The sequence below is a fragment of the Hoylesella shahii genome (assembly GCF_937990675.1).
GTDB classification, from domain to species: Bacteria; Bacteroidota; Bacteroidia; order Bacteroidales; family Bacteroidaceae; genus Prevotella; species Prevotella shahii.
On record NZ_CALKQY010000032.1, the window covers coordinates 1 to 15,603 of the forward strand.

Annotated in this window: 8 protein-coding genes and 1 tRNA gene; 1 reads left to right on the forward strand and 8 read right to left on the reverse strand. The window is 45.0% G+C overall.

What is annotated here, in order from left to right:
- The 6 genes from QME03_RS05355 to QME03_RS05380 form a co-directional block, all read right to left on the reverse strand.
- A partial coding sequence (locus tag QME03_RS05355; RefSeq protein WP_281723704.1) for a SpvB/TcaC N-terminal domain-containing protein occupies positions 1-4,243 on the reverse strand: 4,243 nt, incomplete at its 3' end.
- A 76-nt stretch (positions 4,244-4,319) separates the two neighbouring features.
- The gene (locus tag QME03_RS05360) at positions 4,320-6,002 is read right to left on the reverse strand and encodes a T9SS type A sorting domain-containing protein (protein WP_281723705.1); all 1,683 of its coding nucleotides are present in this window, start codon (positions 6,000-6,002) and stop codon (positions 4,320-4,322) included.
- 137 nt (positions 6,003-6,139) lie between these two features.
- A complete protein-coding gene (locus QME03_RS05365; RefSeq protein WP_281723706.1) occupies positions 6,140-6,952 on the reverse strand; it encodes a hypothetical protein in 813 nt (270 codons plus the stop codon).
- Positions 6,953-7,334: 382 nt separating this feature from the next.
- Positions 7,335-8,060, reverse strand: coding sequence for an outer membrane beta-barrel protein (locus QME03_RS05370; RefSeq protein ID WP_281723707.1), 726 nt, complete (start codon positions 8,058-8,060; stop codon positions 7,335-7,337).
- A 1,718-nt stretch (positions 8,061-9,778) separates the two neighbouring features.
- Complete coding sequence (locus tag QME03_RS05375; RefSeq protein ID WP_281723708.1) at positions 9,779-11,164, reverse strand: MATE family efflux transporter; 1,386 nt, start codon at positions 11,162-11,164, stop codon at positions 9,779-9,781.
- Positions 11,165-11,334: 170 nt separating this feature from the next.
- On the reverse strand, positions 11,335-12,039 hold the full coding sequence (locus QME03_RS05380; RefSeq protein WP_281723709.1) for a hypothetical protein: 705 nt from the start codon (positions 12,037-12,039) through the stop codon (positions 11,335-11,337).
- A 1,787-nt stretch (positions 12,040-13,826) separates the two neighbouring features.
- On the opposite strand from QME03_RS05380, the gene QME03_RS05385 reads away from it, so the two are divergent.
- A complete protein-coding gene (locus QME03_RS05385) occupies positions 13,827-14,993 on the forward strand; it encodes a sensor histidine kinase (protein WP_025816039.1) in 1,167 nt (388 codons plus the stop codon).
- Between the two features lie 235 nt (positions 14,994-15,228).
- Here QME03_RS05385 and QME03_RS05390 read toward each other — a convergent pair.
- Positions 15,229-15,310: transfer RNA gene (locus tag QME03_RS05390), tRNA-Leu, on the reverse strand.
- 28 nt (positions 15,311-15,338) lie between these two features.
- On the reverse strand, positions 15,339-15,494 hold the full coding sequence (locus tag QME03_RS05395; protein WP_156932199.1) for a hypothetical protein: 156 nt from the start codon (positions 15,492-15,494) through the stop codon (positions 15,339-15,341).
- Positions 15,495-15,603 lie beyond the last annotated feature (109 nt).

The window sequence follows — 15,603 nt, forward strand, 5'->3', positions numbered from 1 at the left end:
TACTCGGTTTCGGTTTAACTTTTGGGGAAATACTCACTGCAATGGCTCCTTTACCCTTTCCTTTTACTGCACCTTCGATATTAGCCCCAATGGTAGAGGCATTCGAATCGAATTTGGGAAGCGGAACATCGCTATCCAATCTCAAATTGCTGAGCGTTCCTGTCTGTGCCGTATATTGTGTACGGATATGGTCATCATTTTCATCAATCCAGTCCGGATATCCGTCGCCGTTGATGTCCATAGCGGCAACTTTCGTATAAGATGTCTGCCAGCTTTTGCTTCCGCTTACTCCAAAAGAGACGACACCGACACCCGCACCAGCACTGACAGCAAAGCCTTCTCCTGTCGCTTTTGTCTTCAATACAGGAGCTGAGAGTCCTTCACCTGCAACGTATTGGATGCTATCTATCTTTATTTCGCTCTCACCCATACGTGAAGAGCACTGGAAGGAGTTGCCGATATAGGCGCTGTCGGTTGCACTGACATAGACCTTACGGGCCACATCATAGGCCATTATGAAGAAACGTTGCTTGTTAGTTTCCATCAATCCATCAAGGTCTTTGGGGTCATGGCTATTTTTGAACTTATCTGCCATGTCTTTGTAATCATCCGTCTTTATTTGTAAAACATCGGGATCAATGGCTTCATTTGCATATTCCCCATTTCCATTGTAGCCAAACTGTCCCCAGCCCTTATAGAGATGGCCAAATTCCAAAGAGTTGTAACCCGAAAAAACAGAGGCGGCAAGTGTGTCCAACAGAACCTTTTCTTTATGGTCAAAATGTTTCACTCCTACAGAATCGATTGTATAAACCAAAGAGTCACGAAGAATCTGTACCACAGCCGTTTCTACTGACTGAAGCTCGTTGGGAATATTGAAAGTTGCCTGCAATTTACCTGTGGAAAGTTCTGTAAGTAAGGCTGCATCGGTAATCTTTGTTGTGTCTACCACGAGCGTAGCGCCCTTGCTGAGGGTATAATGGCGTTTATATAACAGTGTACCTTCTTCCTGGTTGATATGCATCCAAACAGATGCCGTATCCTTGTCTTCTCCCGCATCTTTTCTGATGACTTTCAATTTGGATACAAGAGTAATACCTGGGTCGTAGTTGGTACTTGTACCGAGATTTCCAGATAGCTGTTTAGATGCTTTGATAACAAGTGGCTTATTATACATCTGTTTGAACGGTGTGACACGAACAGTATCCGGATTGGAAGCATACTTGATTGTAGGTGTCCATTCCACTTTCTTCCAATTCAAAACACCAACCGTCTGTATCTCGAAACTCAGCTGTACCGAGTCTTTTTCCAATATGTCTAACGAACGTGTCAATACTCCCGTAGCAGAGGCATTGGCAGGGAGAGTTCTTTTTTCTACGACGCTTTCTCCATGAACATCCTTTCTCTTTATAATAAGCGTTACATCATCATTGGTCTTATCTTTTTTGTAGGGAGCATTGATCTCAACCCGCCCATCTTTCTGTAAAGGCAAACCTGTGGTCATTCCCTCCAAGAAGTCTTCCTTAGCATCATAATGAGCAAAATCTTGTCCCAAATAAGAAGAGGCATTGCCTATGATTTGGGTATAAGTTATCTGAGGTGCCCATCCCACGCTGTCTGCAACTCCCGAATAACGTGATTGAAGTCGGAAGAAAATCCTGTCACCTGCGTTGACTGACGCTGTAAGATTATCCTGTTTAATTCCTTCACCGAGGATGGAGTCTTTCTTTAAAACGTTCTTTTCTTTCTGGATGCTGTAAATGATACCATCGCCATAAGTAGTAGTTTTCTCAACCTTGCTAGAAATGGAAACCGTTCCCTTAAACGGAGCACACCATACACGCACCACATCATGCAAAGGATATTCTTTTTCAAGCGAATCCCTGATGGCTTTATAATCGGGAATAAAATTCTTATCAATCTCAGCATTCTTCCCAATGATGGGATTGCCTGTCCCAGTTGTTGAAGGTGTGAAAGTAGGGACTCCCTCCGCATCTATCTTGTTGAACCATACCGTACCATTTTTGGCAATATCTACCAGTCCGTCATTGTTGAAGTCGGAAAAATATACGGGGGTTTCCGTATTATCCCATGTCTTACTGTAACTTACACCCGGAGTGAATACGATGATATCCAATGCTGCATCAGCATTAACGGATTTGCTCCAGCTGGTACTTCGTGAAAACTCACCGATGTTCTTTATCGCAATACTTTTTCCAAAAACATTCTTACCTGTCGTTCCGAAGAGGTTTTTCCTATAACGCAATCCTCCGCCCGACTGGAACACCTTATCGGGGAGTCCGTCACCATCAATATCTATGAGTACGTTCTTTCCGACACTGTTATTTTTTGACTGGGTGTAAGAGGCACCGACATTCATTGTACCAATACTAACGCCAAAGCCCACCATTAAGCCACCGCCATAAGTCTTTCCTTTCGAATAGCCGCCACCCAGCATCGTCAATTCATCGCTGCATTTGTCTATCTTGTGTCCTATTTGTCGAATATAGACATCTCTATCGTCTTGTTCTGCCGTCCACTGATCTCCCTTACCGAACATGCCATTCTTGATATCATTGTAATAGTCGAAACTTTGTGTGGCGACAAGCTGATCTTTACTGTCTTTTTGGTCGATACTTTTAAGCAGCGTTTTTCCAAATTCTCCTTCCTTGAAGTTCAGGTCGTATGCTCTGAGCAGTTCATCTTTATAAAAGACAGATACTTTTCTGAGCAACAGCGAGTCGTATTGCAATACACCCATTCTTGCTCCGCTTGTGATGTCTTTACGTCCTGTTGCCGTATAAGTAAAATTAACACTATGAATTCCCTCTTCATCTTTGCTACCCGTATAGCGGTAGGTATCGGGATAGAGATTATTTCCCTTTTTGAGGTATTTGTAAGAAACAAAATTGCCGTGGGTGTCTTGTGTTTTGCAGAGTGCCCAGCGCAGGATGTTGCCTTGGCTGTCTTTGAGCACGGCACCTTCGTCCACCATACCGTCCACGCCTCCGAAATAAGACACGGTACCGTCTTTGGAGGTTACTTCCCACGTGTAGTTCTGCGGATTGTCGCCCTTGCGGATAATCTTGGCAAAGCCACCCTCGACAAGCGGATAGAAGCGTTTGTCTTTGGTTCTCGCAGGTGCATCGGCTGTGCGGTAGGTGCGGTCGTTGAGCTTACTACCCATGAGCAGGTAGCTTTCGCTTTCCTTATCGGCCTCGAAACGGGGCACACCCCAGCGTGTTTCGATATCGATGCTTTGCAGAGGAAGGCTCCAACCGTAACCCACATAAGAAGAACCGCCATCGCTGCTGTATTGCAAGCCGATGCTCGGCTGCATGCCCGCCCGTCCTTTGGGCAGTTCAAAGGGATAGCTTAATGCTGCCGTTCCGCTTTGATTGGCGGTGGGGGCGCTCACTGTTGTGATGCCAGCACTCGGGTCGGCTGCTTTGAGTTCGCTGATGCCCGTGGGTACGTAGTTCTGCGTCTCGGGATTTTCCGGAACTTTGATGATACCATTGATAACGTCGGTAAAGTGCGAGGTCTCTGCCACAACCAGCTCTCGGTCTTTATCCAAAACCTTATGCCGCAACATTACCCATTGGGCTTTTAATTCGTCGTAGTAGTAAGTGTGTATGTCTTCGGCGGTATAGCCCTGCGGGATAAGGGTACTATCGTATGGCACGGTGATGCTTGCCAACGAATGAACGAAGTGCTCGCCATGTGGCAGGAAACGGTAACCGGCGATGCTGTCTTTCGAGTTGGCGGCAACGGTAGGATTACTCCTATCTGCCGTTACGTTCACCATGCCTGCGGGCAGGTGGGGCAGCTCGCCCTTTCTAAGTGGCGTAATGCTCAAAATCTTTGCATGCTCCATACTGCCATGGGGCACTTTCAGCTCAGCGCGCCCCACAGACAGAGAGTCTGCAAGGGTGCCGGCGAAGTATTTGCTTACCGTGCGTTTGCGAAAATCTTGCAAATGCTTGGACACATGGTTTCTTTTATTTGTCCTTGTTGCTTTTTCCCTTTCTATTTCTTTCGTGCCCGTTACCGTATGTGCATACTTCTTTACCTGTAAAGATTGATTGTCTTTACCCGTTTTCTGTTCTTTGGCATCCGAAACATGAGCTTCCTTTATTTCTTGCTTATTGCTGATATGCGAAGTTCTCCTGTTGCCGTTACAAGAAACAAACAACAGAAACGCACTTAAAATAACCGCTGAAAAACATACCGACTTGTTCATAACTTCGTTTTTATGACTATTCCGTTTAATGGGAAACCGTTTACTTTATTGTCCTTATAAAATATATCCCTATCGCCTATTTCCTGATGAGTTTGACACTTTGTCTGCTCTCGCCACAACTCATCTCAAGTACGTATGTACCATTCATAGGCAGATGGCAACGGGTGGCATGATAGGTGTCGGCTGTGCGCGTCTCCTTTTGCAACAGGGTGCCATCGGGGGAATACAGCCTAAATTCAAGAGGGAGCGACTCGGACATTTCCACGCGCACATCAACGTTGCCGTCGGTGGTGGGATTTGGGGAGACGTCGTGGCGTGCGAAACCGTCTTTGGCCATTGTCGATACGTTTAGCGTGCGGGTGGTGGAGCAACCTTCGGCGTTGGTCAGTTCGAGGATGTACGCTCCATCCTCGTCCAGCGTAACGCTCTCGCCACTCAGGTATCTACCCTTAGGGCTCTTCCATCGGCAGGTGTAATCGCCCTTGGTGTCAAGGTGGTAATCGCGAGATGCACCGCGGGCGAAACGTACGTCCTGCAACTCGGGCACATCGGCCATGTCGGCATTGGAAACCATGATTTCATTCAAAAGTGTCTTACCCGTATGGTCTTTGGCGGCAATCGTGTATTTGCCTTGTTGCAGGTCGGACACGGTGATAAGGCTGTCACTTGTGGATTGGCTGTAACATGCTTTCCCATCAAGGCTTATCGTAACATTATATGGAGCAGTGCCGCCTGTGAAAAGCACTTTGAGCTGTCCTTTTTGCGCTGTGGAACAGTGGGGCCGTGCTATTTCAACGGTTGCAAAGAAGTCTTTAGCGACACGAAGCGTAAAAATGCTTTCCCCCGCATCGGTGGCAATGCCTGCAAAGACGATGCTGTCGGCATGGCTGTCCTGTGCTTTGTAATAGCGTATTTGCCCGACGGGGAATTTACCTGTACCGCTGTTGTCTACGGCGAGATAGTAATACTCGTCCTTTCCGAGTGGTTGCAGTTGATGGATGCTTCGTGTGTCGAAAGTCAAGGTGAGATGTTCTGCGGACTGTCCTGTCGTTGTGGCGGCCCAGCATCGCTGCATCCATTTCCCATTTCCTTTGTCGGCAGTGAAAGAGAGTTGCTTGGCGTTGTCGCCCCAAAGGAAACTTGCGCCTTCGTTAATTGAGCTTGCAGATACTTTGACGACGGCTTCGTTCTCGCTACTCTCGCCCGTGGTGCGGTGGAGTTTCGAGGTGGCGTCGCCGATGATGCCGGCAACGCGGTGGTTGTATGCTTTAAGCCGATAATAGTTGCGGATGGTTTGGCCTTTGGAATTGAGGTAGGAATGGGCAAGGGTGATGCCGTGGCGAAGGGCGAGGGCACTCTCCACGCGCATGCGTTCGGCGGCGGTGAGGGCGCGGGCGTAGACCACATATTCCTCCATGCCATTCTTTAGGCTCTTGATGGGAAGTTTTTCTTTGGTCGTTCCACCCACATTGAGCGTGCCGCGCGTACCGCTTGCAGATGAGGTGCTATAAGCGTACAGGCGCAGTTGTGGCAAGGTGTCGCGCCCGGTGTAGTTCATAAACGTGCCATTGGCAAGGTTGGCGGTGCGGGCCGTGGTCTGCACACGTTCGGTTTTTCCCGCTTGTGTGCTGACATTCCATAGCAGCTGTTCGCCCGCTTTCTGTATTTTCCCTACACCGATAAAGGTCAGGCCGCCAGCACCGGTAAGGCGTACAGGGGTATTGTCGTTGCCGCTTGCCCATTTCACAAAACCTGCCACTCCGCCAGGGGCTTGGCATTCCGGTTTCGGTAGAACTTGCGCTTGGGTCTGCGCTTGTGCCCGACTTGTCGTTATGGATACGGCGCACAAGAGCGAAACAAGTATGCTTGTAAGATGGCGTGCGGATTGTTTCATCGTCATTTCTGTTTGGTTAGGGGAATGGTATAGCCCACTGTCAGCAAAAGCAGGTGACTGTTGTTCGTGGTTTTGTGATAGCCGTAAGGGTTCTCGTTCGTCTTGATAAGGTCCATAAAGCCGTAACCGTATTGCAGGCTGGCTTCGATGCCGTTCTTAAACGACGAGTAGCCTATCTTGAGCAGGGGCATCAGGTGCAAGCGCGCTCGAAATGTTTCTCTTAAATGTTCCTGTGTGAGTTTGTCCACCGAAACGTATAGAGCTGCACGATTGCTCGAAAAGTCGATGCCACCAGGATTGAGCGGGATGCACATGCCCACACCAGCACCCATATAAAGGTCGCTCAGCAGGTAGATTCGCGCGGCTACCTGCGGCATGATGACGTGATAACGAAAGACCGTCTTCTCGTCGATGTTGCCGATTTGCTTATGTTCCTTTAAGGTAGAAGATAGCCACGTGTAGTCTGCCGCCAATTCAATACCAAGGCGGTCGTGCCGCCAAAGGGCAAAAACGCCTATCGAGGGAACAAACGCACCGTTTTCGTCCATCGTATAACGAGGACGGACGGCCCCGTCTTCTACTAAGGCACCAAGATTACCGATAACGCTGTAACCCACGCCAGAACGAATGCCGATACGGGTTTGGTAATACCATTTGTGCGAGAAAATACGCCTCGGCTTGGACTCGCGAATGATTTCCGCTGTATCTATTACCACACCGTCAGATTCAGGTTCTATGCCTGTTTGTTGCTTAGGTTGTTCTTTGGGTGTTTCTTGCACAACAGCAGGTTCTGCTTTCTTTTCCATAACAGCCACTTTCTCTGCGGGTTGAAGAGCAGAGGCGGCAATAACCTTTCTTTTCCTCTTTGGTATTGAAACCCTATGACACGCTTTTGGCGAAACTGTTGTCGTGCCTTGTTTCATAGTGTTTTGCGGGGTAGAAGCCGAGGGGGTTGCTTGTGGTGTCGGCACTTCCTCCTTGCCGTGTTTGCAAAGTCGTAAACACAACAGGATAATGAGGATAACGATTAACGCAACAATGCCGCTAATGACATTACGGCGGGTATTGGGAGTAGAATTGCCCATAGGCACTTTTCTATTATTTACATGAAATATGTTGAAATAAAACCAAGCCTAAATCTTATGCCTATCTTGGCAAAGAGGGGAAAGAGGCTAAGGATAAGAACCAGGTCAGAACTTATCGGATATTAATCATATAGCCCACCGTCAGTTCAATCTGCTGATTGTGGTTGTCGTGTTCCACCCAGTTATAGGTGTTTGTTTCGGTCTTGATACTGTTGGTCAGGCTGTAATGATAGCGCAAGTCGAGCGTCATGCCGAATGGGAAGTCATAGCCGATACCGCCGCCCAATGCCGCATCGGGACGACCTTTGAGTTTGTCTTTGAGCATCCCTTCGGTCTCTTTTAAGTTGGGATAACCCAACGCCGAGAACTTCGCATCCTCTTGGTTACCCGTATAAGTTAGATTGCTTGGAGAGAGGTTTGCGCCAATTCGCCCGCCCAATGATACGTGCAGCGAGTTTTTTGCCTTAAATGGATAGAGATTGAAATAAGCGGCAAGCCCCAGATGGTGATAACGGGTGGAGAGCGTGTAGTTCAATTCGTTCTTGTCCTCGTAACGAACGCGCGCCGTTTTGTTATAATAGGCAATGCCTGCTTCAACACCCCAAAGGCTTGCAGGCTGCCTATAAAGGAAAAACAGCTCGGCACTTGGCACGAACAGTCCTTTGTTGTCGAACGAATAATTGGCGTAATAATCCTCGCTCACTAATATCTTGTCTACATGACTGTTGACACTGTAACCGCCGCCCAAGCGGACACCAGCATTGAAAGCACCCTCCTGAGCGCTTAGCGAAAGACTGGAAACGATAAAAAGAATAAGTAAATTAAATTTTATGCCCATAACAGTCTAACTTCTTTGTTATTAATGTTTCTAAGGGACTGAAGCTCCTCATTCTTCCGCAAATTTAATCATTCTTTTGGAACAAGCAATGTTTTTGCGAAAAAAATATTGTACAAATAGAAAGATGTTGCATAGATAGGCTTTTATTAAAACTGGTAAAACGCCCGAAATATTCAAAAAATACCACAAAGTAAGAATAAATTTAGAGCATATTTTACTTATGCATGCCCTGCAACCGCTTGCGATGGCGGTAGTATGTGTGTGCGTTTTCCAAGCCATTGATTATGCGCGCGCAATCCAAATAAAAGTTTTGTAAATTTTTTAGCCTAGAATTTAACATAAAAAGAGCTACTTCTATTCACCAACCGTAAACCGCGTTGCAAATAATCGATTCTCGCGAAGGTTTGTTTTGAGACAAGAAGGGGGATAAGAGTAAATGCAGAAATATACATTCGCTTTGTATAAACTCTCAATTAGTGTCAGTAATTGGGCTATTTACGGCTAAAAGGTGTGCGTTTTGCTGCTAAACGTATTGTGTTTTGGTGCTAAACGCATTGCATTTTGCTGCTAAACGCAAGGTGTTTTGCTGCTAAATGCAAGGTGTTTTGCTGCAAAATGCAAGCCAAAGTGGTGCTAAACACAAGGCAATAAGCATAAAAATTCACTGCAAAGTAATAGGAAAAACCTTCTCTACCCATCGAAAACGCGGCCAAAAAGGGTCAAAAAATCCGTAAACAAGTAGACATTTCATAGCAAAACGGGTAAAATCGGTCTTATGAAATTTAGAGTTTACAACCAAACTAGAATGGCAAAATGGTGCAAAATGCAGGTTTTGTTCTCAAAAATAGACAAAACAAAAGACGAATAAAGTGAGAATAAGGAACTTTTTACCTACTTTTTAACCTCTTTTAGTGCTAAAATGAAGTAAAAAGCAGAGTGAATATGTAAAATAAAATAAATATTAATTTGTTGATAATTTAGACATCTAGCTCGTTTTGCAAAGTAAAAGAGGACCAATAGCTCATTTTGCAGGCTAAAAGAGTAATGCCATTCGGTATATACTCATGTTTCGCCCATTCAAGGTGCCGACAATAAAACAAAATCTGTTTAGAATCCAATGAGCGATTGGGGTTTGAGAAGCCTCAAAATTCAATGTTAGTATGCTCAAAATGAGCAATACGCCCCCTAAAACCAACCAAAGCAACACCATATTGCCAGTAGGGCATTGGTGTTAATTGGCTAAACACACGCTAAGACAATGATTTGATTTGCCCTTTATCAAAAAGAGCGAACTAGCAAAATTACATAAAGAATAAAAACAACGCAAATAAATTTATGCTTTTATATTAAACATGCTTAGAAACATGTGCGAATATGCCATTTTGTACACTCTATTTGCTTTTTTCTGCATCTTTGTTAGCATTTTCACGGTTTTACTAAATAACTACATCTTTCTATTCATCCCTTTATGTTGTGTTTTACGAAGAGATTGCAATGAAGTAACAACACGTAACTAGAGTTCTAAAACATTCTTTTGGATGGCGCAAAAATGATTGAATGTTGTCTTTTCAATGATGATTTAAATCACAAAGGGTGTTGAAACGTAATTGTTGAAAATGCATTTTACACTGAAACCAGCGCGATTTGCACATTAAATCACGCATCATTTTCGGCAAAAGCCAACTTTGTTTTGCCTCCGTGGCTTTTATTATGCGTGCTTAAGTGGTCTGCGGTTCGCCTTTGAGCCATGCTTTCCACTTTAAACGCGCAAGGAAAAGCAGTCCGCGAATGGTGAGTTCCACTGCCATAGCCACCCAAACACCCTGCAAGCCATACCATTGTACCAGCACTGCAGCAAGCGTCAAGCGCACTCCCCACATGCTAAACAAGTTGATGAGCGAGGGTTTTAGCGTGTCGCCTGCTCCCACACAAATACAGTTACCCACGATGGCAGCAGCAAACATGGGTTCTGCAAAAGCTTCTATGCGTAGCACTTGTGTGCCTAACGTGGTGATTTCTTCTACTGGTGTCATCAAAGCAATCATCTCTGGGGCGAACACATACATCACAACGCCCATCAAAGCCATAACGGCCATACCCATAATCATCGTTAGCTTGGCAAAAGTTCTACACAAACGGTATTGTCCTGCGCCCATACTCTGCCCCACAAGTGTAGTGGCGGCGTCGCCTATACCATAACCGGGCATATAACAAAGACTCTCTGCGGTGATAGCAAATGTGTTTGCCGAGATGGCTATATTGCCCAATGGTGCCACGATATAGGTGCTAACCACATGCGCACCGCTCATCAATACATACTGAACGGCCATTGGTGCGCTTATCTTTATGGCCTTTCGCACATAGCCCCACATCCAAACAAACCGTCCTTTGTCTAGTCGAAGGGCTAGAATGGACGACCTAAACAGTGCAAACCATGCCTCAACAGTGGCTACAATGGCAATAGAAAGCACTGTGCCTAGTGCTGCTCCTGGCACGCCAAGCCCTACAACGTAGATAAATAGATAATTAAATGCCACATCCAACACGCACATCATCACGCTCATAATACTGGGTATCTGCATGTTGCCCGCACTCTTTAGCATGTTAGACGAAAAAATTCCTAACTGCAAGAATGGCACCGAAAGGGCATAAATAAGGAAATATAGGGAGGCATCGTGGGATATGTCGGCGCCTCCACGTAACCAAATGGGTAACTTAAAGGCAATGAGCGAGGCGCAAAACGTAACAAGAAGGCTGAAAACAAGCGTGGAAATGAGTCCGTGACGCATCACTTGACGAGCCTTTACAAAATCGTTTGCTCCGATAAAGTGGGCTACTTGAACCGAAAAGCCTAACGAAACGGCCGAACAAAGTCCACCAAATAGCCAAGTGGCCGACTCAACTAGTCCGATTGAAGCTGAGGCTTCGGCACCCAGTTTGCCCACCATGGCCGCATCAATATAAAACATGAGCACAGTGGTTACTTGTGCCAATATCGAAGGGATGCTAAGTCCTACGATAAGACTCACCATCTCTTGCTGTGTCATTGTTTTTCCCTGCCTGATGCTGGCAAGCAATTCGTCGTTCTTTTTCTTATTAAACATGCCAACATTGTTGGTTGGTGTTAGCCACACTGCTTTTTTGTGAACGGCCTGATGTGTAAATTTTTTGTGCCAGTGCTATGCCTATGGCGTTGTTGTGGCTCACGCTAGTGGGTGGTTTTGTTGCACCCTAGTTGCCAAGCCACTCTTAGCCATTCGTTTTTAGCAGCAAACTACTTGCTCCAACCATTGCGGGCGTACTTGGGATTAACCGAGAACTCGGCTGCTCCAACATCCAAATCGCCACTGTTGGGCACGCGATATTGCCCCCAAGCACAGGGTTTGCTCTTCTTTGTGGCATAACTTTGCCATGTTCCAGCATACTGATTGTTGCAATAACTATCCGAGAAGTCGTCGATATCGTCGTAAACAATCTCTCCTTTATTTGTCTCATACCAGTAGAACAACAGATATCCCACAAACACGCCACTACCCTTTTGTTGCGCATTTTCTGCAAATCTGTACTTGGCAATGGTACAGCCACGGCGCTTAAACTGCCCTTTCATCGAGTTGTCTAATCCAAAAGTGGGATGGCTAAACTGCCTATTCTCTACCACATCTATTGTGCCCTGGAAGTTGCAACGGTTGGTTCTTACCATCGTAACGCCAGTCACCGAGTAACGATTTGCAGTGCTTTTGCGCACGCTCTGCAAACTTATATCAAACTTTTGATAGTTGTTGCCGATGTATCCAATGTATGTGGTCGAACTGTTTGACAACACATGGGTGAAGTCGGTCGTTAATTTCACGGGCTTACTGTCTACTATTTTAGCCACAATCCAGCTAGGGTATCGAGTCAACTCAACCTTAGTCTTACTGTTCAAGCCTATTGTTGCTAATATCAGCAATAACAAACCGCACGCTATTTTTCTTGTCATTATACGCTTAACTTATATTTCATAATACATGCACACAACCGCTTTGCAAAGAGTTACGTTCGTGTTGCAACATTTGTTTTTAGTAAAAACCTGAGATTACAAGGCTATGCTGGTAATCAAAGAAAGCATGGTACACATGCCTTCGAGGCAAAAGTACGAAGAAATTCCGAAAAACACTCTGTCTTTCGATAAAATATTCTTGGCTAAAACCAATCTTAGTTCCAGCCCAAATAACTTTTTTATAGATAGTGTTTCTCAAAACGCTAAACCTTGAACAACAAACAAACACGCTGATACATATCAAGGCTATGCAATTTCCTTATTTAAGTTAGCATTTACGGCGTTTCTGCATATCGCGACACAGCAACAAACGGCTCAAAGTAAATAAAATTCAAGACAAAAAATAAACGGCTGCCATGAAGCTAAGTCTTCATTACATGCCGCACACCAGTTGCGAAAACAGTCATTGTGCCTTCTCACTACCGCAAGGCGGGGGGCACATCTTGTTATCCCATCCCCACCGCTTTGCCCAATGCAGCTTGTGCTGCAAGAGGGCGTCATCTAAACATCTTTCTCTTTTTACCTTATCAAACTAACCTATTGAACCATCAATGTAAATGTCTGTTAACTTAAAGTACAATCTCTATTTATTACCTCGATTTCTACTACCTATATTAATCCTGAAATTATCAATCTTACCTATCAATACCTAACCTAAATATGTATTGTTACCTGAAAAATACTCAATCTTTGTCCTTTAATCTAGTCTAATACATTAACATGTTTCCTTTATTCAATTCTTTCTTACCTATGCTTGAATACCTATGACTATCCTTTATATCAATCTTTCAGAATTATTTTATACTCTCGGACTTAACCTTGTGCAGGTTTTCATGTCTCGTATTTCTTATCTAGCGTCTCCCATTCAGTTGCAATGGGCTATGTTTGTCCCAATACAATCTAAATGCCTCTCAAAAGTAATACCATCTACCTAAACAAATTGGATCACTCCAACAACTAAACAATCTTCAATCTTATACTTAACTAAACACCTACTTTATTCTTTTCTCTCAAACTTCTCACAATGTCGAATCATTTCTTGATTGTGATTGGTTTTCTTTTTACGATGCAAAGTTACATCTGTTTGCGCAAACAGCCAAGAAAAAAAACATGTTATTTATCACCATTTGCCCACTTTTGACGTGAATCAAGCCAAATTGTGACCGCACACAGCCGTAAAAGAGAGCATAAAAACCGCATAAAACCTACAAAATGAGCGATTTGCACGGCTTTATTTCACTACTTGTGAAATAACCTAAAAAATCGTATTAAAAAGAAAATCAATAGCCTTCATTACTCAAAATCTAGAAAAAAGAACAAATTTTGGGATTGAAACGAACAACCATCTGTTTCTTTTCTCTGGCCTTCTTCCTCTCAATTGTGGGTAAAAAGTTGGTGATAAGAACCCGAAAACGGCGTTTTCTATCTCCTCTTGCCACTAAAACTAGGGGTTAACGTGGCTAATCTGCCTGCGATTGCATGGATTTTCTAACCGCTTACAGCGCCATACTTCATCTGTTTGCGCCCGAAGCGTGCCTTTTTCCGCCTTTTTTTTGCCTTTCTTCTGTCCTATTTACGCCCAACGCTCATGCAAAGGTTGTCGTTCTAGTAGCTCAATTGCAACTTGGCATCACCTCTACTACCTCAAATCACAAACTTATTCCACTATAATGGACATCTGTTGGCACGCTTACACAATATATATATAAGACGCGCGTTATCAAAGTATGCAATGGACAGACAGAATTAGGCAAACAAAAATTATCCTTGTGGTGGTGGCAACGATTATTGTTGTGGCATCACTTGCCGTGTCACGCATGCTTACACGCGACCTCGAGGTCGAAGAACGCCACAAAATGGAAATTTGGGCCGAAGCAATGAGAACGCTTAACCTTGCCGACGAAAACACCGACCTCAACCTGGTGTTGCGCGTTATCAACGACAACAACTCCATTCCCGTGGTGGTTCTCGATGCTAAAGGCCATGTGCAGTCGGCGCGCAATGTTAATGTGCGTGGCCAATCAGATGCCGACAGCGTGAAAAAGGTTAACGCAATGGCGCAACAACTACTTGCCGAAGGACGATTTGTGCGCATCTCGCTCAACGATGCGTCTAAAAACGAATATATTTATGTGTGTTATGCCGACTCGCTCATGCTGCAACGGCTGGCCATTTACCCTTATGTGCAACTGGGAATAGGACTAATTTTTGTGCTGGTGGCTTTGATGGCGTTGCGAACCTCTAAACGTGCCGAACAAAACAAAGTGTGGGTGGGACTTTCTAAAGAAACTGCTCACCAACTGGGTACGCCTATTTCTAGCCTGATGGCCTGGACCGAGGTGCTAAAAGAAACGCACCCCGATGATGATTTGATACCCGAAATGGAGAATGATATCAAACGCCTGCAACTTATTGCCGACAGATTTTCTAAAATTGGCTCGCTACCCGAACCTCTACCCGCTAGTCTTAACGAAGTGATGGCGCACGCAATAGACTACATCGACAAGCGCACACCCAAGCGTATTAACCTCGTTACGCAGTTTCCCAGCGAGGATATTATCCTTAACCTCAACGCTTCGCTCTTTGAATGGGTTATCGAAAACTTGTGTAAGAATGCTGTCGACGCCATCGGCGAACAACCTGGCACCATCACTTTGTCTATGCAAAAAACAGCGCAAAAGGTGATTATCGAAATTTCAGACACGGGCAAGGGCATTCGCAAAAAGGATATTGGCAACGTTTTCCGACCGGGTTTCACCACAAAAAAACGTGGCTGGGGACTGGGTTTGTCGCTTGCCAAACGCATTGTTGAAGAATATCATCAAGGCAAAATCATGGTGAAAAGCTCGGAAGTGGGCATTGGCACCACCTTTCTTATCGAACTAAAGGCCTAAGTTTAGCTGCATCGTACTGTGCTTGGCGAGGCTTTACGCCTGCATTTAGTGCTACTACCCCTCCCGTTATTGGCGCAGTACGCTCCACGCGCTCACACCCCTAATACATGCTTTTGCACATTCCGCATAGGTAATTACATATAACAGGCAACCGCCTTTCGCCCAAAGCCCCAAAGATAAAAGGAGAAATAAAAAAAATATCCCAACCACTTAAACAAGCAGTTGGGATATTTTGTGCGCCTGATAGGACTCGAACCTACACGTCGCGAAACACTAGATCCTAAGTCTAGCGCGTCTACCAATTTCGCCACAGGCGCTAATTTGCGGTGCAAAGGTAGTGTTTTTTTATGGCCAAGCCAAATTTTTACGATCTTTTTTATGCATTAATTGCATTCGTACCCTTTTCCAAACGCCATCAATAGGCATAAATACAAGTGTTTTGCGGTATATTTTGCCATCTTGCCCAATACAAACAACTATTAAAAGAACCTTAATATCCATATTTTATCGCGCAATATCGTACCCATAGTGCTGAAAAGCACTAATTTTACAGCCCTATTCAAGGGCACACGCCCTTAAACACAAGGCGCTGCATTCAACTGCAAGCATG